Here is a 19275-nt window from a genome sequence, read left to right on the forward strand (position 1 = left end):
GGGGCTCACGTCCGGTGCACCGCGATCCGCTGCACGGAGCGTCCGCCGCCGTGCGGGCGGCGGGGCTCCTGGCGTGCGGGCGGGGCGGCCTCCTCCAGCACCGCGACGAGCACGGCGAGCAGCCCGCCGGCGTGGGCGGCGAGCCGGGTGACCAGCTCCGACCGCTCCCCCCGCACGACGGCGATCAGCGCGCACACCGGGCAGGCGGTGCAGGAGCCGGCGTCGCCGGGGCCGGGGTCGCTCCCGGCGGCCCGCAGCGAGTCCGACATCGTCTCGGTGGCCGCACGCAGCCGGTCGAGCAGCGCCACCGCGGTGACCCGCAGGTCCTCCGGGATGCCGCCGTGATCGCCGCAGTGGGTGCCGCCCCGCGTGTCACGGCCGCTCACGAGGTCATCCAGGTGCCCGGGTCGGGCACGAAGGAGATCACCAGGCGGGCGTCGGAGCCGCGGCCCTCCAGCCGGGCGCCGGTGGCCTCGCAGCGGCGCAGGACCGACGGCAGCGAGACCACGCGCCGGGAGAACCCGATGCCGACGACCATGTCGTCGCCGACCCGGGCGAGGTCCAGCGGGGCGTCCTGCGCGCCGGGCAGCGCCACGTCGAGCTCGAACTCGGTGTCGGCGGAGACGCCGTGACCTGCGGTGCGGCGCAGCTCCATCAACGGCCGCGGCGGGGCGCCGTCGGCGGCGCCCGCGGGGTCGTCGTCGCCGTAGACCGACAGGGCCAGCTCGCGCAGCGCACCGACGCCGGTCGGCTCGGCGGCGGTGTAGCGGACCGCGGTCACCGGCACGTCCGCACCGAGCTCGCCCAGCTCGGCGAGCACGGACTGCTGCTCGGTGGCGCGTTCGCGCAGCCAGCGCGCCGCGGGCCCGCGCAGCGACGGCGGCGGGCCGGGCATCACCCGGTTCGCCAGCAGCCCGTCGACCCGCAGCTCGTGCAGGGCGAGCGCGGTCAGGGTGCGGCGGGTCTCGGCCGCGACCACCCGCTCCGGGGTCAGCACCAGCCGGATCGAGGTGCGGGAGCGGTCGGCGAGCAGGCCGCGCAGCCCGCGCAGCTGCTCGGCCAGCACCCCGAGCGCGTCGATCGTGCGGTCCCAGCCCGCGCCGTCGGCCTTGGCCCCGGCCAGCCCGGCGACCAGGCCGCGCACCGCGCGGCGGTGCGCGGGGAACAGCCGCTCCAGGTAGCCCGACAGCGCCTCGGGCAGGGTGAGCAGCCGCAGCGTCTCCGCGGTCGGCCCGCAGTCGACGACGACGACGTCGAAGCGGCCCGATTCGGCGTAGCGCTGCACCTCGACCAGCGCGAGGAGGTCCTCGACGCCGGGCAGCACGGTCAGCTCGTCGGCGACGAGCTCGTCCACCCCGGCCCCGGCGAGCATCGTGCGCAGGTGCCCCTGCAGGTCGCCCCAGGCGCCCTCGAGCAGGTGGCGGGCCTCGATGTGGGCGCCCCACAGGTTCTCGGTGACCTCGGTGGGCTCGGCACCCAGCTCGGCGTCCAGTGCGTCGCCGAGGGAGTGCGCCGGGTCGGTGGACACGACCAGCGCGGACCGGCCGGTCCCGGCCACGTGCGCGGCCGTCGCGGCGGCCAGGGTCGTCTTGCCGACCCCGCCCTTGCCGGTGAAGAGCACGACGCGCACAGCGCGGAGCCTAACGATCGCGTCCGGGTCGCCGCCGACCGGCTCAGCCCTTCTCGACGCGGCGCTTGAGGCCCTTCAGTGCGGCGTCGATGATCACTTTCTCCGCCTTGCGACGGAGCATCCCGATCATCGGGAAGTTGACCTCGACGCTGAGCTCGTAGGTGACGGTGGTGCCGCCGGCGTCGCCGACCAGCCGGTACGCGCCGTCCTGGGCGCGCTGGATGCCGCCCTTGACCAGCGTCCAGGACACCGAGCGGTCGTCGGCGGCCCAGTCGTAGTCGAGGGTGTAGGTGTCCTTGATGGCCCCGGCGTCCATCGCGAAGCGGACCTGGCGGGCGCGGCCGTCGGCACCGGCGTCGAGGATCTCGACGCTGGTGATCTGGTCGGTCCACTCGGGGTAGGACGCGAAGTCCGCGATCACCGCCATGACCCGCTCCGGCGGGGCGTCGATGTGGATCGAGGACGAGGTCGCGTCGGCCATGGCGGGAGGCTATCCGGTGGTCAGAACCGGAGCACGTAGGGCGTGCCGTGCGCGCGGAAGTGTCCGGCGTTGACGCACTCGGTGCGGCCGATCCGCGCGCGGCGGTGCAGCGGCTGGTGCACGTGCCCGAACAGGGCGTGCGACGGCTGCTCGGCCCGGATCCGCGCGGCCAGCGGCGCGCTGGCGATCTCGGCGCGGCGGGTGACGACGTCGTAGGTCAGGCCCGGGTGCGCCGGCGGGACGTGGGTGCACAGCACGTCGGCCGGGCCGAGCGCGTCCAGGCGCGCGGTCCAGTCCTCGTGGGTCACGAAGTGCGGCCGCCAGGGGCCGGTGCGGCGCGGGTCGACCCCGGGCGGGAGCGGCACCCCGCCGAGGAAGCCGAACCGGCGACCGCCGATCTCGACCACCCGTCCGTCGGCGCGGGTGACGCCGTCGGTGTCGGGCCAGGCGTCGGGGACGTCGACGTTGCCCGGGATCGCCCAGACCGGCACCCCGAGCCCGCCCAGGACCCCGAAGACCTCGGCGTACTGCGCGGCGACGGCCTCGGCGACGGCGGCGGCCGGGTCGGTGAACCGGGCCCAGGAGCGCTCCAGCAGGCCCAGCACCTGCGCGCGCGGCGCCCCGATCCGGCGCATCCGGCCGAACTCCGCGGCCACCCCGGGCCCGAGCAGCCGGGAGATGATCCCGTTGGTCGGGTCGCGGTAGTCGATGAACTCCAGCAGGTCGCCGAGCACCAGCACCCCGTCGGCGCCCTCGGCGGCGCGGGCGAGCGGGACGGTGGCGCCGTGGACGTCGGTGACGACGTGCAGCCGCACGCTCAGGCCGTCCGGTCCGGCCGGAACGCCGACGGCGCGACGCCCGCCGGGCGCCCGCCCTCCAGGCGCCGCTTGAGCGCGAAGGCGTGCGCCTTGAACGCGCGGTGCCGCCGGTCGGACTCCGCGCGCAGCCACCGGCGGCGCCGCAGCCGGCCACCGGGCGGCGGGCCGTCCGGGTCCGCGCGCAGGAAGAAGTGCAGGACGGTGCCGTCGCCCTCCGGCTCGCACCAGACCTCCATGGTCCCGACGAGCGCGCCGGTCACGGTCCAGCGCAGCCCGGCCGGTCCGCGGTCGTGCGCGACCTCGGGGCGCAGGTCGGGCCAGTACGACGGCCACCGGGCCGGGTCGGCGAACTCCGCCGCGACCCGCTCGCGGGGCACGGCCAGGAAGGTCTCGTCGATCACGTCGATCGCGGGCACCCGGTCAGCGTGCCACCCCGTGCGACGGCGCCGGTCACGGGTACCGTCGCGGCCCGGACCGGACCGGCGGCACCACCGACCGATCCGTTATGTCCGAATCGATGTACGTGGACCCTACTCTCCGGTAGGTTCTGCTCCGAGGTGTCGCCGCAGCCGTCGCGGCGACCGCGTTCAGCCTGTCGAGGCCGCCAGGAGGTCGATCCCCGTGCGTGAGTACAGCGTTCCCGCCGCGGTGTCCGTGGGAGACGAGGAATCGCTCTCGGACGCCGTGTTCGACAACGCCGCGCAGCACCCGTCGGACGTGCTCTACCGCCGCAAGGGTGCGGACGGGAGCTGGTCGGAGGTGACCGCGGCCGAGTTCGGCGAGCAGGTCACCCGGATCGCCGCCGGGCTGGTCGCCGCGGGTGTGCAGGCCGGGGACCGGGTCGCGCTGCTGTCGCGGACCCGGTACGAGTGGACCCTGTTCGACTACGCGATCCTCGCCGCGGGCGGGGTCACCGTGCCGATCTACGAGACGTCGTCGCCGGACCAGATCTCCTGGATCGTGTCCGACTCCGGCGCCGTCGGGATCGTCGTGGAGACCGCCGAGCACGCCGCGTCGGTGGAGAAGGTCCGCGGAGACCTGCCCGAGCTGCGCACCGTCTGGCAGATCGAGCCGGCCGCGTCGGCCCCGGACGCCCCCTCGGCGGTCGAGCAGCTGCGCGGCCTCGGCGCGGACACCCCCGACGACGTGGTGCACGCCCGGCGCGGCGGGGTGCGCGCCGACGACCTGTGCACCCTGATCTACACCTCGGGCACCACCGGCCGCCCCAAGGGCTGCGAGCTGACCCACCGCAACCTGATCGCCGAGATCCGCACGATCGCCGCGACGATCCCGCACCTGTTCGAGCCCGGGGACTCGGTGCTGCTGTTCCTGCCGCTCGCGCACGTGTTCGGCAAGGCCATCCAGTGCGGCTGCCTGTCCACCCGCACGATCGTCGGCCACTCCCCCGACGTGAAGACCCTGCTGCCCGACCTGGCGGACTTCCGGCCGACCTTCCTGCTCGCGGTGCCGCGGGTGTTCGAGAAGGTCTACAACGGCGCGCGGCTCAAGGCCCACAACGACGGCAAGGGCAAGATCTTCGACGCGGCCGCCGACACCGCGATCGCCTACTCCGAGGCGCTCGACGCGGGCGGGCCCGGCCTGCTGCTCAAGGCCCGGCACGCGCTGTTCGACAAGCTCGTCTACGGCAAGCTGCGCGCCGCCGTCGGCGGCCGGGTCAAGGCCGCGGTGTCCGGCTCGGCCCCGCTCGGGGGCCGGCTCGGGCACTTCTTCCGCGGCATCGGGCTGCCCGTGCTGGAGGGCTACGGCCTGACCGAGACCTCCGCGGGCATCACGCTGAACACCCTCGACGCCCAGCGCGTCGGCTCGGTGGGCCGCCCGGTCCCCGGCTGCGCGGTCCGGATCGCCTCCGACGGCGAGATCATGCTGCGCGGCGACATCGTCTTCCGCGGCTACTGGAAGAACGAGGAGGCCTCGAAGGAGGCCCTGGAGTCCGACGGCTGGTTCCACTCCGGCGACATCGGCGAGCTCGACGACGCCGGCTTCCTCACCATCACCGGCCGCAAGAAGGAGATCATCGTCACCGCCGGCGGCAAGAACGTCGCGCCGGCCGTGCTCGAGGACCGGCTGCGGGCGCACCCGCTGGTCGGGCAGTGCATCGTGATCGGCGACCAGAAGCCGTTCATCTCCGCGCTGGTCACCATCGACCCGGACGCCCTGCCGGGCTGGCGCGAGCGCAACGGCAAGCCCGCGGGCGACGGCAGCTCGGCCGCCGACCTCGTCGACGACCCGGAGCTGCGCGGCGAGATCGCGGCCGCGGTCGAGGACGCCAACCAGGCCGTCTCGCGGGCCGAGCAGATCCGCAAGTTCACGATCCTGCCGCACGACTTCAGCGAGGCCGGCGGCGAGCTGACGCCGACGATGAAGGTCAAGCGCAAGGTCGTCGTGGAGTCCTACTCCGGCGAGATCGAGGCGCTCTACGCGGGGACCACCGCCGACAAGGGCTGACCCCCCGCCGTCGACGACGGGTCGTGCACTCAGCGCGGCCCGTCGTGGCCGGTCAGGAAGCCGTGCAGGCGCGCCGCCGACGACGGCCCGCCCCAGACCCGCCGGACGCGGGCCCGTCCGGCGTGGCCCATCGCCGTCGCCCGGACGGGGTCGGCGAGCAGGTCGGCGACCCGGTCGGCGACGGCAGCGACGTCACGTCCCGGCACGACGTGGCCGGTCACACCCTCCTCGACGGTCTCCGGCGCGCCGCCGGAGTCCCCCGCGACGACGGGCAGCCCCGACGCCGCGGCCTCCAGCAGCGCGATCCCCAGTCCCTCGACGTCGAGCCCGCCGAGGTGGGTGCGGCACGGCAGGGCGAACACGTCCCCGGCGGCGTGGTGCGCGGCGAGCTCGGCGGCCGGGACCCCGCCGGTGAGCACGACCGCGTCGGCCACCCCGGCGCGTGCCGCCAGTGTGCGCAACCGGTCCCGGTAGGGCCCGCCGCCGACGAGCAGCAGCCGGGCGCCCGGCACCCGGCGGCGGATCCGCGGCAGCGCCGCGACCAGCACGTCCTGGCCCTTGCGCGGCACCAGCCGGGACACGCACGTCACGACGGGTGCGTCGCCGAGCCGGTACCGGGCCCGGACCGCGGCGCGGGCGTCCGGGTCGGGTGCGAAGCGGACGGTGTCCACCGGGGGCGGCAGGACCTCCAGCGCCGCGTCCGGGCCGAGCGCGCCGGCGAGCCGGCCGCGGGTCCATCGCGACACCGTGGTGACGACGTCGGCGTCGCGGCCGATCCGGTGCAGCGCCCGGCGCGCGCCGGGCAGCATCGACCAGCCGACCTCGTGGCCGTGCGTGGTGGCGACGACCCGCTCCACCCCGGCCCGGCGGCGCAGGTACGGGCCGAGCAGCCCCAGCGGCGCGGCCGCGCCGAACCAGACGGTCCCGGCGTCGTGCTCGCGGGCCAGCTCCGCGGCGCGCCGGGCGACCTCGGGGACCGGCAGCATGAGCGACGACCGGTGCCGGTGCACGGGGAACGGCAGCGCGGCGTCGTGGTCGGCGGCGCCGCGCCAGGCGGGCGCGTGGACCGCGAGCGAGTCCGGCGGGAGCGCGCGGGCGAGGTCGGACAGGTAGGACTGGATGCCGCCGGGCCGGGGCGGGAAGTCGTTGGTCACCAGCAGCGTGCGCGCCACGGTCGGCGACGCTAGTCCTCGGCGGGGCGCCCTCCGCCGGTGGTCACCGGCGGAGGGGACGGCGGGGGTCGGGACGGCGGCTCCGCACGCGCGCTGCGCGTCGGGGATGCGGGCCGCCGTCCGACACTCCGGGGAGCGGACGAGTTCCGCGTCCTCACCGTTGCGTGACCGGATCGGTCGCCCGCCGGGGTGGCACTGCTCCGTACGAGTGGTGGTGCTCGCTCGACGGCACAGTTGGTGAGGATGTCGTGCTGTTCAGGTGAACGAGCGCGGCGGCCCGCGGTGACGGCCCCGCCCCGGTTTTTCTCCGGCGCGGCCATTCTGTCGGACCCCTCCCCTAGCGTCCGCGGTGCTCGACCACCTCGGGTCCGACGAAGGAGGAGCCATGATCGTCGACTGCGATCGCTGCGAGGTCCGCGGTGCCGCGTGCGGTGTCTGCGTCATCGGGGTGCTGCTGGAGGTCCCGGAGGACGACCGGCCGATCCCCTACCTTCCCGTCGACCTGCCGGCCGGCACGGTGGCCACGACCGTCGCCCCGCTGGAGTTCGCCGAGCCGGAGCGCCGGGCACTGCAGGTGCTGGCCGAGGGCGGCCTCATCCCGCACCTGCGCCTGGTCGAGCCGGGCGCACCGGCGCCCGGTCGGGCCGGACGCACGGCGCTGCCGATGCCGGTGGTCCCGCCGGCCGGGCACGGGCCCCGGCACCGTGACGTGGGGTGAGCGCTCACCCGCCGAGGCGGCGCAGCAGCACCGCGGACGCCACGGTGTGCGCGCCCCGGCGGCGCACCGAGCGCACGATCTCCTGGTCCGACGTCGCGACCAGCAGCGGCCGGCCCGCCGGCTCGGCGGCGACGAGGTCGCGGACGACGTCGTCGGCGATCACCCCGGCGTCGCTGAACAGCACCCGCACCCCGCGGCTGCCGCGCACCGGCGCGGCGATCACGGCGGCCCCGTCGAACACCACGGTGATCTCGGCCCCCGTGCGGGCACCCAGTGCGCCGAGCTGGGCCACCAGCCGGGAGCGCTGGTCGGCCAGCGGCAGGTCCGGGTAGCCGGTCTTGCTGACGTTGTAGCCGTCGACGATGAGGTGCACCGACGGCACGGTCAGCAGCGCGTCCAGCGCGGCCAGCCCGTCGACGGGGGCCGCGACGCGCGCGCCGGTCCCGCGGTCGCCCGTTTTCGCGACGAGGTCCGCCGGCCGCGGTCCGCCCGCGCCGACGTCGAGCTCGCGGCGCAGACCCGAGATCGCGCCGCTGACGGTGTCCAGCAGCAGCTCCAGGCGCACCTCGTCGCCGCGCCGGGCCTCGCGGGCGGCCTGGCGGGCGGCGGCGACCTGACCGGCCGCGGCGTCGGCCCGGCGGCGTTCCCGGTCGGCCCGCTCGCGCTCGGCGGCGGTCTCGGCGCGGGAGCGGGCGAGCTCGTCGTCGACGCCGCCGCGCAGCCGCGCGACCTCCTCCTCCAGCTCGGTGCGGGCGTCGAGTGCGGCACGCAGCCGCGCGCCCTGGTCGCTGACCCGGCGGCGCATCTGCTGGTACTCGGTCTCCCGCTCCCCGACGAGCGCCCGTGCGCGTTCCCGTTCCTCGACCAGCTCGGCCCGGGCCCGTTCGAGCTCAGCGGTGAGCTTGTCGACCTTGGCCAGGGCCTCGTCGCGCTCGGCGCGCAGGTTCGCCAGGTCCGCGGTCTGCCCCACCTCGGCGACCCGCCGGTGCGCGAGCGGATCGGCGGTGAGCAGCGCGACCGCGGCCGCGTCGAGCTTGTCGACGGGTGCGGGCAGCGGATCCGCGACGGACGCGGCCTCCGCGGCGGGGGCCGACCCGTCCACCGGTGATGCGGCTGCGTGCTGCGCCGCGGGACGGCCGGACGGGACGGCTGCCTCCGCGGCTCCGGTGTCCCCGGCGGATGCCCCGGGTCCGCCCGGGGGCACGGGCGGGTCGCCGGCGGGTCGTGTCGTGGCGGGTTCGGGCAGCTCCAGCTCACCGGGCCGGTTCTCGGCCCACCACGCCACCACGGCCGCCCGGAACGCCGTGTCCTGCTGCAGCCGGGCGACCAGTACCTGCCCGCCGAGACGGGCCCGCTTGGCGGGGGTGAACCGGGCGAAGCGGCGTAGCGGGGTGGGGACGTCCCCGGGCGGCAGCCCGCCCAGCGCGGTACCCGCGATCTCGGCGAGCCGGGCCCGCAGCGGGGCGGGCAGCTCCGGCCAGTCGCTCGCGGCCGGGTCCGCGGCGCACGACGGGACCCCGGAGCACGGGGGCTCCGGTCGCTCCGTGTCGTCGTACGCCATCGGTCCAGGTTATCCCCGCCCGGCCCGGATCGCCGTCGGCGTGCCCGTCCGCAGCCGGGACGTCCCCGGATCGGTGTCCGCGCCCCGGCTCCCCCGGACCGGGGCCGGGTGTTCGAACATACTGTCGGACCCCACGGCTACGGTGCAGGGCGTGACCTCCTGCTCCCCGCAGCTCACCTTCGACGAGCTGGGCACGCCACTGCGTGACGTCACCTTCTGCGTGGTCGACCTGGAGACCACCGGCGGCAGCCACCGGACCGACGCCATCACCGAGGTCGGCGCCGTCGCGGTGCGCGGCGGCAGCCGGATCTCCGAGCTCGGCACCCTCGTCGACCCGGGTGTACGGGTCCCGGCCGACATCACCCGGCTGACCGGTATCACGAACGCGATGCTGCACGACGCGCCACCGCTGGGTGCGGTCCTGCCCTCGGTGCTCGACATGCTCCGCGGCGCGGTGCTGGTGGCCCACAACGCCCCGTTCGACACGGGGTTCCTCAAGGCCGCCTGCGAGCGCCTCGAACGACCCTGGCCCGGCCCGCCGGTCCTGTGCACCGCCCGGCTCGCCCGGGCCGTGCTCCCGCACGCCGAGTGCCCCAGTGTGAAGCTGGGCGCGCTGGCCCGGCACTTCGGCTGCGCCACCACCCCGGACCACCGGGCGCTGACCGACGCCCGGGCGACCGTCGAGGTGCTGCACCACCTGCTGGAGCGGATCGGGAACCTGGGTGTGCAGAGCCTGGAGGAGCTGCTGCAGCTCGTCCGTGACCGGGCCCCGCACCGGCCCACCACCACCCAGCGGCGCCGCAGGCACCTGGCGAACGACGTGCCCTCGGAGCCCGGTGTGTACCTGTTCCGCGGCGGCGACGGCCAGGTGCTCTACGTCGGCACCAGCGGCGACCTCCACCGGCGGGTGCGGTCGTACTTCACGGCCGGGGAGAAGCGCCGCCGGGTCCGCGACATGCTCGCCCGCGCCGAGAAGGTCGACACGGTGGTCTGCGCGCACGCCCTGGAGGCCTCGGTGCGCGAGCTGGCGCTCATCGCCGCGCACCGCCCGCCGTACAACCGGCGCTCGCGCAACCCCGGCCGGACCTACTGGGTGGCGCCGACGGCGGAGGCGTTCCCGCGGCTGTCGGTCGTCGCCACCCCGCGGGCGGGTGCCCTGGGCCCGTTCGGGTCGCAGCGGGCCGCGACCGACGTGCTCGACGCGGCACTCGACGCACTGCCGCTGCGCCGGTGCACGATCCGGATCCCGGCCCGGAACCCCTCGGCGACGCCGTGCGCGCTGCACGAGCTGGGCCGCTGCGCGGCCCCGTGCGCCGGTCTGCAGCCCGTCGAGGACTACGCGCCCGCCGTGCACGCCTGGGGCGACCTCGTCGCGGGGCGGGACGACGGCCCGCTGCGGGTGCTGGCCACCGAGGTCGACGACCGGTCGGCCGGCGGGCGTTACGAGGCGGCCGCACGGGCCCGGGACCGGCTGGCCACGCTGGCCGCCGGGGTCGACCGGGGCGGCACCCTGGCCGCGCTCGCGGGCATCGACGAGCTGGTCGGTGCCCGGCCCGACGGCCGGGGCGGCTGGGAGCTCGCCGTCCTGCGCCACGGACGGCTCGCCGCGGCGGGCAACGCCCCGCGCGGGGTGCGGCCGATGCCGGTCGTCGAGGCACTGCGGACCGGCGCGCAGACGGTCCTGCCCGGCGACGGGCCGCTGCGCGGGGCCCCGTCGGAGGAGGTCCGGATCCTGCACCGCTGGCTCACCACCGGCGGGACCCGGCTGGTGTACTGCGACCCGCCCTGGGCGGAGCCGGCACGGGGCGGGGGTGCCTGGCGGGAGTGGGCCGACCGGGCCCGGGAGGCGTCGCACCGCACCGGTGACCGCTCCCCGGACGAGCCCGCCGGGGTCTGAGGACGTACGACGGCGGCCCCGCCGGAGACCGTGTCTCCGGCGGGGCCGCCGTGGAGTGCTTCCGGGCCGGGGCCCGGACCGTGCTCAGTCGCGCGGCTGCTGCGGACGACCACCGTCGTCCGGGCGGCCCGCGAGCTCACCGCTGCGGGACTCGAGCTCCGCCCGCGCCTCGTGGCGCCGGCGGGACTCCTCGAGCTCCCGCTCGTGGGCCTCGTGGCGGGCCACGGCCAGCGCGCGGGACTCCTCGACCGGGTCCGGCGTGAGCAGCGAACCGGAGACCGGCTCACCCGCCGACCCGAGCTGGTTCATCCGCTTGGGCACCGAGGCGCCCTGGTACTCCAGCGGGATGGCGTGGCCGTGCGAGTCGACGCCGCCCAGCGGCTGGTGCACCTCGATGAACTCACCGTGCGGCAGCCGCTTGATGATGCCCGTCTCGATGCCGTGCTCCAGCACCGCGCGGTCCGACCGCTGCAGACCGATGCACCAGCGGTAGGCCACCCAGTACACGATCGGCGGCACGACGAGCAGACCGATGCGGCCGGCCCACGTGGTCGCGTTCAGCGAGATGTGGAAGAAGTACGAGATCCAGTCGTTGAACCCGCACATCACGAGCCACAGGTAGAACGAGATCGCCATGGCGCCGAGCGCGGTCCGGACCGGCACGTCGCGCGGACGCTGCAACAGGTTGTGCAGCGCGTCGTCCCCGGTGAAGCGCCGCTCGATGGCCGGGTAGGCCCCGGCGAGCACGAACAGCACCGGCAGGAAGCCCGCGGTGGGGATGAACGCCGCCGGGATCGTGTATGTCCCGAACAGGTAGAACTCCCACGGCGGGAAGATCCGGCCCATGCCCTCGGACCACAGCATGTAGAAGTCCGGCTGCGACCCGGCGGAGATGTGCGAGGCGTCGTACGGGCCGAGGTGCCAGATCGGGTTCATCTGGAACAGCCCGGAGATCAGGGCCAGCACACCGGCGACGACGAAGAAGAACGCGCCGCCCTTCGCCGCGAACTGCGGCATGATCCGCACGCCGACGACGTTGTTCTCGGTCCGGCCGGGGCCGGGGAACTGGGTGTGCTTCTGGTACCACACCAGGCCGAGGTGCACGGCGATCAGCGCGAGGATGATCCCCGGCAGGATCAGCACGTGGATGATGTAGAGCCGCGGGATGATCTCGGTCCCGGGGAACTCGCCGCCGAACAGCGCCCAGTGCACCCAGGTGCCCATGATCGGCACGGTCAGCGTGATGCCCGAGGCGATCCGCAGCCCGACGCCCGAGAGCAGGTCGTCCGGCAGGGAGTAGCCGGTGAAGCCGGCGAAGGTGCCCAGCAGGATCAGCACGACGCCGATGGTCCAGTTGGCCTCACGCGGCTTGCGGAACGCGCCGGTGAAGAACACCCGGAACATGTGGATGATCATCGCCGCGACGAAGAGCAGCGCCGCCCAGTGGTGCAGCTGACGCATGAACAGGCCGCCGCGGACCTCGAGCGAGATCTCCAGCGCGGACTCGTAGGCCCGCGACATGTGGACGCCGCGCAGCGGGTCGTACGGCCCGTTGTAGACGACCTCCTGCATGGAGGGGTCGAAGAACAGCGCCAGGTAGGTGCCCGACAGCAGCACGATGATGAAGCTGTACAGGGCGATCTCGCCCAGCATGAACGACCAGTGGGTCGGGAAGACCTTGTTGAACTGCTTCCGCAGTCCGGCGGCCGCGTGGTAGCGCTGGTCCGCCTGGTCGAGTGCCGCGCCGCCCTTGGCCGCGAGGCCCCCTGAGGAGGTGGTGGGTGTCGTGATCGAACTCATGTCGTCTTCGGCCTCTCCCAGAACGCGGGTCCGACGGGCTCCACGAAGTCGCTGCGGGCGACGAAGTAGCCCTCCTCGTTCACCGTGATCGGCAGCTGCGGCAACGGCCGGGCGGCCGGCCCGAAGACGGGCTCGGCGTCCTGCGTGGCCAGGAACTGCGACTGGTGGCACGGGCAGAGAATGCGGTTGTCCTGCGCCTGGAACAGCGAGGTCGGGCACCCGAGGTGGGTGCAGACCTTCGACCAGGCGTAGAAGTCACCGTAGTTGAAGTTCTCCTGACCGGGGCGCTTCGTGACCTCGGTCCCGGGGCGGAGACGGATGAGCATGACCGGCGCGTCCGAGGCGCGCTGCGCGTGCAGCAGCTCCTCCTCGTTGCCCCGCTCGCTCTCGCGGTACGGGAAGACGGTCATCATGGCACCCGGCTCCATGTCCTCGGGTCGCACTCGGGCGATCTCGGAGAGGATACCCGTGTCGGTGCGCAGGTACACCGTCTCGCCGTTCTCCGGACGCCAGCCCGTGTGCCACAGCGGGGCGTCGTCACCCTCGGCCCACGGGTTCCGGATGATGCCGCCGAGAGCGACGACACCGGTGCCGATACCGGCCACGGCCGCGGCCAGACCGGCGCTGCGGATGATCAGCTTGCGACGCCCGATCGTGGTGCCCTTGCCCGCGTCGGCGACCTGGGCCAGGAAGGTGGCGCGGTCGACGTCGGTGGACGGGCCGTCGTGGCGCTGCTGGACCGAGGTCTCCTCCGGGAACAGCTTCTTCACCATCTGGATGACCGCGATGCCGATGGAGAGCACCGAGAACCCGAAGGTGAAGCCGATGACCGGGGTGTAGAGGTTGTAGAGCGCGTGGCCGGGCTCGCCGACGTTGACGTACTCCCACGGCCACGCGATGAACGCGACCACGAAGGCGATCATGGAGATCGCCGAGATGACGAACCACAGCGCGACCGAACGCTCGGCGCGCTTCTCCGCACGGGTCCCCGGGATCGGGAACGCCGGCGTGTTGTGCACGACCTCGACCTCGTCGAGCTCACCGGCCAGACGGGCCAGCTGCTCGGGCGACATCGCGTCGAGCTCCTCCTTGGTCGGACGACGGTCCGACCCGGTGCTGACTTCGCTGCTCAACTCTTCGCCCCCAACCAGATCGCGAACCCGACCAGACCGGACATCACGACGGCGAAGATGAAGACACCCTCGGCCGTCGGACCGAGACCCAGCAGCGAGTAGCCGCCCGGGTCGTTGGCGTGGTTCACCGACTTGATGTACGCGATGATGTCCTGCTTCTCCTGCGGCGTGAGCTGCTGGTCGGAGAAGCGCGGCATGTTCTGCGGACCGGTCTGCATCGCGGTGTAGATCTGCTCCTCGCTGGCCGGCTCGAGCGCGGGAGCGTACTTGCCGGACGACAGCGCGCCGCCGACACCGGTGAAGTTGTGGCACGAGGCGCAGTTCAGGCGGTACAGCACGCCGCCGCGGCCCGGGTCGTCGCCGCGCAGGGCCTCGCCGGTCGCGGCCGGGGTGACCGGCCCGCCGCCGTTGGCCTGCACGAACGCGCCCAGCGCCTCGAGGTTCGCCCGGCCCTCCTGGGTCTCCGGGTCGAAGATCGGCAGCGGGTGCTTGCGGGCCGCCTGGGCCTCCTGGCGCGCCATCGGCATACGACCCGAGGACACCTGGAAGTAGACCGCCGCGTCACCGACGCCGATGAGGCTCGGGCCGCGGTCCTGGACACCCTGCAGGTTCGCACCGTGGCAGGTGATGCAGGTGTTGTTGTAGAGCTGCTCGCCCTTGGCGATCAGCGCGGTGTCCTGCTGCGCCTGGGCGACCTGCGGCTGCGGCGCGAAGGCGGCGTAGAGGAAACCGACGGACAGCAGGCCCAGCCCGATGGCGAGGGCGCCGGCGATGCGGCGCTTCATCTTGCCGTGCGGACGGGTGCGGCCCCCGGCCTTCTCGTCCGGCCGGTCGGCCGGTGGTGGGTTCTGGTTCTCGGTCATCGCTGGGGGTCTTCCAACCTCGACGTCGTGGCGGGTGCTGTCAGGGAACGGGCGGCGCGATCGGTCAGCGGATGAAGTAGATCGTGGCGAACAGCCCGATCCACACCACGTCGACGAAGTGCCAGTAGTACGACACCACGATCGCCGCGGTGGCCTGGGCGGGCGTGAACTTGCTGAGCTTCGTGCGGATGATCAGGTACACGAACGCGACCAGGCCGCCGACCACGTGCAGCCCGTGGAAGCCGGTCGCCAGGTAGAAGACCGACCCGTAGGCGCTCGACGCGATCGTCGTCTCGTGCGAGGTGACCAGGGTGTAGTACTCGAAGGCCTGGCCCAGCACGAAGAACGTCCCCATCGCCAGCGTCAGGGCGTACCAGCGACGCAGGCCGAACACGTCACCACGCTCGGCGGCGAACACGCCGAACTGGCAGGTGAACGAGGACGCCACGAGCACGATCGTGATCGCGAGCGCGTAGGGGACGTCGAGCTCGGTGGGCGGCGGCGGCCAGGGGCCGTCGTTCTGCGCCCGCGCGGTGAAGTACATCGCGAACAGCCCGGCGAAGAACATCAGCTCGCTGGAGAGCCAGACGATGGTGCCGATGCTGACCAGGTTGGGGCGGTTCAGCGAATGGATCCGCGCGCTGATGTTGGGTGCCGCTGTCGTCACGTCGGGCATTATGACCCGAGCCGAACTTCTACGGCTTGTCGGGATACCCCTCGCCACATCACGATCGGCGAACGGACCCCATGATCACCGAACTCTTCGCCTGGTCGGGGCGACCGGGGGCCGCCGGACGGCCCCGTCCCGGACCGCCGGCACGACAACGTTCGGGGGCGACGGAGGGTTCCCCTAGTATCCCCGGCGTGAGCGGACGAGCGGCAGAGATCGGCAGCGCGGCCGGATCGGTGACGGGGACCAGCACGGTGCTGGTCTACAGCCACCGTCCCGAGGTCCGCGAGAGCATCATCGAGGCGGTCGGGCGGCGGCCCGCCCCGGACGTGGGCCGGGTGCGCTGGGTGGAGGCGGCCGGCATCGCCGAGGTCCTCGCGGCCTGCGACGCCGGTGAGGCCGACCTGCTGGTCCTCGACGGCGAGGCGCAGCCGACCGGTGGGATGGGCGTGGCCAAGCAGCTGCGTCACGAGATCGTCGACTGCCCCCCGATCGTGCTGACCGTCCGCCGCCGGGACGACCGCTGGCTCGCCACCTGGTCGGAGGCGGACGCCGTGCTCGTGCACCCGCTCGACCCGATCGAGGCGGCCGAGGTCGTCGCGCAGGTCCTGCGCGACCACCGGCCCGGCACCCTGACCCCGCAGCAGTAGCGAGACAGAGGACACCTCACGTCGTGAGCGCACCCACCTGGCCCTCCGTGATCGGCCGCCTGATGCGCGGCGAGGACGTCACCGCCGACGAGGCGACCTGGGCGATGGGTCAGGTCTTCGCCGGCGACGCGACCCCGGCGCAGCTCGCCGGGTTCCTCGTGGCGCTGCGTGCGAAGGGCGAGACGCCCGCGGAGATCTCGGGCATGGCCGACGCGATGCTGGCCCACGCGCTGCGGGTGCACGTGCCCGGGCGCTCGGTCGACGTCGTCGGCACCGGCGGGGACCAGGCGCACACGGTGAACATCTCCACGATGGCGGCGATCGTCGTCGCGGCGGCGGGTGCGCCGGTGGTCAAGCACGGCGGGCGCGCGGCGTCGTCGCAGTGCGGGACGGCCGACGTGCTGGAGGAGCTGGGCGTCGCGATCGAGCTGACCCCGTCCGCGGTCGAGCGGTGCGCCGCGGAGCTGGGGATCGCGTTCTGCTTCGCGCAGTCCTTCCACCCCGCCATGCGCTACGCCGGCGGGGTCCGTCGCGAGCTCGGCGTCCCGACCGCGATGAACCTGCTCGGGCCGCTGTCCAACCCGGCCCAGCCGGAGACCGGCCTGATCGGCTGCGCCGACCCCCGGCACGCCGCGACGATGGCCGAGGTCTTCGCCCGGCGCGGCAAGTCGGTACTGGTGGTGCGCGGCGACGACGGGCTCGACGAGCTGACCACCACCGGGCGCAGCACGGTCTGGATCAGCGACGGCGGCACCGTCCGCGAGGAGCGGCTCGACCCGGCCGACCTCGGGGTCGGCGTGGCCACCGCCGAGGACCTGCGCGGCGGCACCCGGCAGGTCAACGCCGCCGTCGTCCGCGACCTGGTGGCAGGCAAGACCGGACCGGTGCGCGACGCCGTGCTGCTCAACGCCGCCGGGGCGCTCGCCGCGCACCGCGGGGTCGGTGCGGACCTCACCGCGTCGGTCGGGGCGGCGCTCGACGCCGTCGCCGAGGCGGTGGACTCCGGCGCGGCCGCGGACCTGCTGGCCCGCTGGGCCGCGCTCTCGACCGAGCTCGCGTCGGCCTGACCCGCGGGGGCCGGGCTCAGTCGAGCCCGATGGCGAACGCGGCGTCGGTGTCGGCCTTGGAGTAGGACCGGAACGCGATGTGGGTGTCGGTCCCGACGACGCCGTCGATCCGGCTGAGCCGGCTGGCGATCACGTCGGCGAGCTGCTCGTGCTCGCGCACCTTGACGATCGCGATCAGGTCCACGTCACCGGCGCAGGAGTAGACCTCCGAGACGCCGTCGAGGTCCGCGATGGCCTGCGCGGTCTCGGGGATCCGGTCGGCGGCGGTGTGCACCAGGACGATCGCGGTGATCACGGTGGGGCTCCCCCTCGGGTCAGGGCGTGGCGGACACCGATGAGGCTAGTGGGGGCATCCCCTGTGGCGCAGGCCGCATCCGGTTGCTACTGTGATCGTCATGCGCACCGTCGAGCACACCCTTGCTCCGGCCGCAGCGCTGCCCGCACGACTTCTCGCGGTAGTAGCACTGCGCGTCGGCTGATCCAGGCCGCCGACGCGCCCGCGCCGCAATCCCGGCGCTTCCCTCCCGCACACCGCGGTGAGGATCCACGAGACCTGGCTCGCGTTCCCGCTTCTCTCTCGCGCAACGCATGGAGCCACACGATCATGAGCATCACCGCCGACCGTCCCACGACCACCACCACCTTCTCCTTCCCCACCGGTTCCGGTGGCGCCGCGGACATCGCGTCCCGGATGCCCCGCCGGCACACCGTCGTCACCGGCGACGGGATGGCCGGGGTCATGCAGATCGCCTCGGCGCTGCAGAGCTGCGGCCGCACGCTGCGCGAGTTCTGCGTCGACGTCCGTGAGGGCGTCGCCTACAGTTCGGTCACCTGCACCATGTCGATGACCCCCGACGAGGCCGACGACTTCTCCCGCGGCATGGGCGCGATGTCCTGCGTCATGGCGGTCGACCCGTACTGAGCCGTACGGCGGCCGTGCGGGAACCGGCCGCTACGACCGCGAGCTGTGGCGGCGGGCGGCGTCCAGCATCTCCGCCCGGTCCGCGATCTTGACCCGGTCGGTGCCGCCGCGCCGCTCCCCCAGGGCGAGTTCGGCGGCGTCGAGACGCAGCCAGTCCTCCCACAGCACGGGGTCGACGCCGTAGGAGCGCATCCGCTCGACGACGGCGTCGCCGCCCGGCCGCGGCGGCGTCGACAGGGTCGGCAGGTCGGCCAGCACCGACTCCGCGGTCTGCGCGCCGTCGCCCTTGTTGGTGCCGATCACGCCGGTCGGGCCCCGCTTGATCCACCCGGCCACGTAGCTGCCGCGCACCGGCTCCCCGCCGAGCAGCACCCGTCCCGCGTCGTGCGGGACGGTGCCGGTGGCCGCGTCGAACGGCAGCCCCTCGATGGGCTCGCCCGCGTAGCCGATGGCCCGCACGACCAGGCCCGCGTCCAGGGTCTCCCGCTCCCCCGTGCCACGCACCCGGCCGTCGTCGCCAAGGGCGTTGCGTTCGATCTCGACGGCGCCGACCCGGCCGGTGCCGTCGTCGACGAGCCGGACCGGGGACCGCAGGAACCGCAGGTGGATCCGCCGGGGCGCGCCGGTGGAGGACCGGCGGGCCCATGCGGTGAGCATCTCGATGTTCTGGCGCATCCGGCGTTCCTCCGGCTCGGCCACGCCCGCGGCGAGCAGGCCGTCGTCGTGCACCACGACGTCGACGTCGTCGAGGCCGCCGAGACCGCGCAGCTCGGCGGGGGTGAACTTCACGTGCAGCGGGTCGCGCCGGACCAGTACGTGCACGTCGGTGACCGCGCTCGCCCGCAGCGCGTCGAGCACCGCGTCGTGCGCGTCGGTGGCGGCGAGGTCGTCGGCGGGGCGGGCCAGGACCCGCGCGACGTCGACGGCGACGTTCCCCGCGCCGACCACGACCACGCCGGGGCGGTCGAGCAGCGGGCCGGGACCGACCGCGTCGGGGTGCCCGCAGTACCAGGACACGAACGCGCCGGACCCGACCGAGCCCGCGAGGTCCTCCCCCGGGACGCCGAGGTCGCGGTCGACCGCGCTGCCCGTCGCGTGCACGACGGCGTGGTAGTGCTCCCGCAGCGCCTCCCCCGGGATGCCGCCGGGGCCGACGTGGACGTTGCCGAGGAACCGGACACGGTCGCTGTCGTCGAAGGTCCGCACCAGCGCGCGGATGACCGACTTCATCTTCACGTGGTCGGGGGCGACGCCGTAGCGGACCAGACCGTAGGGCGCGGGCAGCCGGTCGATCACGTCGACGTGCACCGACGGGTCACCCGCCAGCAGCGCCTCGGCCGTGTACAGACCGGACGGTCCGGACCCGATGACGGCGATCCGGTGGGGTCGTGGGGCGGGGACCTGCGGGGTCGACACGTGCGCACCTC

Annotated in this window: 19 protein-coding genes; 6 read left to right on the forward strand and 13 right to left on the reverse strand. The window is 74.4% G+C overall.

Annotation, left to right across the window (positions count from 1 at the left end):
- Positions 1-5: 5 nt before the first annotated feature.
- Genes ZF1_RS18450 through ZF1_RS18470 form a run of 5 tightly spaced genes read right to left on the reverse strand, consistent with a single transcriptional unit; the run spans position 6 to position 3345 of the window.
- A complete protein-coding gene (locus ZF1_RS18450) occupies positions 6-386 on the reverse strand; it encodes a hypothetical protein (RefSeq protein ID WP_482637900.1) in 381 nt (126 codons plus the stop codon).
- A complete protein-coding gene (locus tag ZF1_RS18455) occupies positions 383-1630 on the reverse strand; it encodes an ArsA family ATPase (protein ID WP_482637901.1) in 1248 nt (415 codons plus the stop codon). The genes ZF1_RS18450 and ZF1_RS18455 overlap by 4 nt, the downstream gene beginning before the upstream one ends.
- A 43-nt stretch (positions 1631-1673) precedes the next feature.
- Positions 1674-2111, reverse strand: a complete 438-nt coding sequence (locus ZF1_RS18460) for an SRPBCC family protein (protein ID WP_020623841.1) — start codon at positions 2109-2111, stop codon at positions 1674-1676.
- Positions 2112-2131: 20 nt separating this feature from the next.
- Positions 2132-2926 carry a metallophosphoesterase family protein gene (locus ZF1_RS18465; protein WP_346108585.1) on the reverse strand — a complete coding sequence of 265 codons (795 nt, stop codon included), beginning with the start codon at positions 2924-2926 and terminating at the stop codon, positions 2132-2134.
- A 2-nt stretch (positions 2927-2928) separates the two neighbouring features.
- A complete protein-coding gene (locus ZF1_RS18470; protein WP_062396088.1) occupies positions 2929-3345 on the reverse strand; it encodes a hypothetical protein in 417 nt (138 codons plus the stop codon).
- A gap of 205 nt (positions 3346-3550) precedes the next feature.
- On the opposite strand from ZF1_RS18470, the gene ZF1_RS18475 reads away from it, so the two are divergent.
- On the forward strand, positions 3551-5395 hold the full coding sequence (locus ZF1_RS18475) for an AMP-dependent synthetase/ligase (protein WP_482637902.1): 1845 nt from the start codon (positions 3551-3553) through the stop codon (positions 5393-5395).
- A gap of 29 nt (positions 5396-5424) precedes the next feature.
- On the opposite strand, the gene ZF1_RS18480 is transcribed toward ZF1_RS18475, so the two are convergent.
- Positions 5425-6567 carry a glycosyltransferase family 4 protein gene (locus ZF1_RS18480; RefSeq protein ID WP_251785138.1) on the reverse strand — a complete coding sequence of 381 codons (1143 nt, stop codon included), beginning with the start codon at positions 6565-6567 and terminating at the stop codon, positions 5425-5427.
- A gap of 385 nt (positions 6568-6952) precedes the next feature.
- On the opposite strand from ZF1_RS18480, the gene ZF1_RS18485 reads away from it, so the two are divergent.
- Positions 6953-7285: a hypothetical protein gene (locus ZF1_RS18485; protein ID WP_251785139.1), complete on the forward strand. Its 333-nt coding sequence runs from the start codon at positions 6953-6955 to the stop codon at positions 7283-7285.
- 4 nt (positions 7286-7289) lie between these two features.
- Here the strand turns inward: ZF1_RS18485 and ZF1_RS18490 are convergent, their stop codons facing one another.
- On the reverse strand, positions 7290-8846 hold the full coding sequence (locus tag ZF1_RS18490; protein WP_482637903.1) for an NYN domain-containing protein: 1557 nt from the start codon (positions 8844-8846) through the stop codon (positions 7290-7292).
- A 151-nt stretch (positions 8847-8997) separates the two neighbouring features.
- On the opposite strand from ZF1_RS18490, the gene ZF1_RS18495 reads away from it, so the two are divergent.
- Entirely contained in the window at positions 8998-10743 is a 1746-nt protein-coding gene (locus ZF1_RS18495) for a DEDD exonuclease domain-containing protein (protein WP_482637904.1), read from the forward strand.
- Positions 10744-10827: 84 nt separating this feature from the next.
- Here ZF1_RS18495 and qcrB read toward each other — a convergent pair whose 3' ends face one another.
- The 4 genes from qcrB to ctaE all read right to left on the reverse strand — a co-directional run bounded on the left by qcrB (position 10828) and on the right by ctaE (position 15215).
- Positions 10828-12543 (reverse strand): cytochrome bc1 complex cytochrome b subunit, encoded by a 1716-nt coding sequence (qcrB, locus tag ZF1_RS18500; RefSeq protein ID WP_208824681.1) that lies wholly within the window; start codon positions 12541-12543, stop codon positions 10828-10830.
- A complete protein-coding gene (gene qcrA, locus ZF1_RS18505) occupies positions 12540-13676 on the reverse strand; it encodes a cytochrome bc1 complex Rieske iron-sulfur subunit (RefSeq protein WP_251785142.1) in 1137 nt (378 codons plus the stop codon). The genes qcrB and qcrA overlap by 4 nt, the downstream gene beginning before the upstream one ends.
- A complete protein-coding gene (gene qcrC / locus ZF1_RS18510; protein WP_208824679.1) occupies positions 13673-14539 on the reverse strand; it encodes a cytochrome bc1 complex diheme cytochrome c subunit in 867 nt (288 codons plus the stop codon). Before qcrC ends, qcrA begins: the two co-directional genes overlap by 4 nt.
- 64 nt (positions 14540-14603) lie before the next feature.
- The gene (ctaE, locus tag ZF1_RS18515) at positions 14604-15215 is read right to left on the reverse strand and encodes an aa3-type cytochrome oxidase subunit III (RefSeq protein ID WP_062396094.1); all 612 of its coding nucleotides are present in this window, start codon (positions 15213-15215) and stop codon (positions 14604-14606) included.
- 248 nt (positions 15216-15463) lie between these two features.
- On the opposite strand from ctaE, the gene ZF1_RS18520 reads away from it, so the two are divergent.
- Positions 15464-15859 carry a response regulator transcription factor gene (locus ZF1_RS18520; protein WP_373324244.1) on the forward strand — a complete coding sequence of 132 codons (396 nt, stop codon included), beginning with the start codon at positions 15464-15466 and terminating at the stop codon, positions 15857-15859.
- A gap of 23 nt (positions 15860-15882) precedes the next feature.
- A complete protein-coding gene (gene trpD, locus ZF1_RS18525) occupies positions 15883-16926 on the forward strand; it encodes an anthranilate phosphoribosyltransferase (protein ID WP_251785143.1) in 1044 nt (347 codons plus the stop codon).
- 16 nt (positions 16927-16942) lie between these two features.
- On the opposite strand, the gene ZF1_RS18530 is transcribed toward trpD, so the two are convergent.
- Positions 16943-17221 (reverse strand): Lrp/AsnC family transcriptional regulator, encoded by a 279-nt coding sequence (locus tag ZF1_RS18530; protein ID WP_060711495.1) that lies wholly within the window; start codon positions 17219-17221, stop codon positions 16943-16945.
- Positions 17222-17530: 309 nt separating this feature from the next.
- Here ZF1_RS18530 and ZF1_RS18535 point away from each other — a divergent pair, with 309 nt between their 5' ends.
- Entirely contained in the window at positions 17531-17848 is a 318-nt protein-coding gene (locus ZF1_RS18535) for a hypothetical protein (RefSeq protein WP_482637905.1), read from the forward strand.
- A gap of 30 nt (positions 17849-17878) precedes the next feature.
- Here ZF1_RS18535 and ZF1_RS18540 read toward each other — a convergent pair whose 3' ends face one another.
- On the reverse strand, positions 17879-19264 hold the full coding sequence (locus ZF1_RS18540) for an FAD-dependent oxidoreductase (RefSeq protein WP_482637906.1): 1386 nt from the start codon (positions 19262-19264) through the stop codon (positions 17879-17881).
- Between the last annotated feature and the right edge of the window lie 11 nt (positions 19265-19275).

The organism is Pseudonocardia sp. ZF1, assembly GCF_056835605.1.

Bases quoted from the DNA above. Each gene is read 5' to 3' on its own strand.
- ZF1_RS18460 (WP_020623841.1), bottom strand. From the start codon at position 2,111: ATGGCCGACGCGACCTCGTCCTCGATCCACATCGACGCCCCGCCGGAG.
- ZF1_RS18485 (WP_251785139.1), top strand. From the start codon at position 6,953: ATGATCGTCGACTGCGATCGCTGCGAGGTCCGCGGTGCCGCGTGCGGT.
- ZF1_RS18490 (WP_482637903.1), bottom strand. From the start codon at position 8,846: ATGGCGTACGACGACACGGAGCGACCGGAGCCCCCGTGCTCCGGGGTC.
- qcrB (WP_208824681.1), bottom strand. From the start codon at position 12,543: ATGAGTTCGATCACGACACCCACCACCTCCTCAGGGGGCCTCGCGGCC.
- qcrC (WP_208824679.1), bottom strand. From the start codon at position 14,539: ATGACCGAGAACCAGAACCCACCACCGGCCGACCGGCCGGACGAGAAG.
- ctaE (WP_062396094.1), bottom strand. From the start codon at position 15,215: ATGCCCGACGTGACGACAGCGGCACCCAACATCAGCGCGCGGATCCAT.
- ZF1_RS18535 (WP_482637905.1), top strand. From the start codon at position 17,531: ATGAGCATCACCGCCGACCGTCCCACGACCACCACCACCTTCTCCTTC.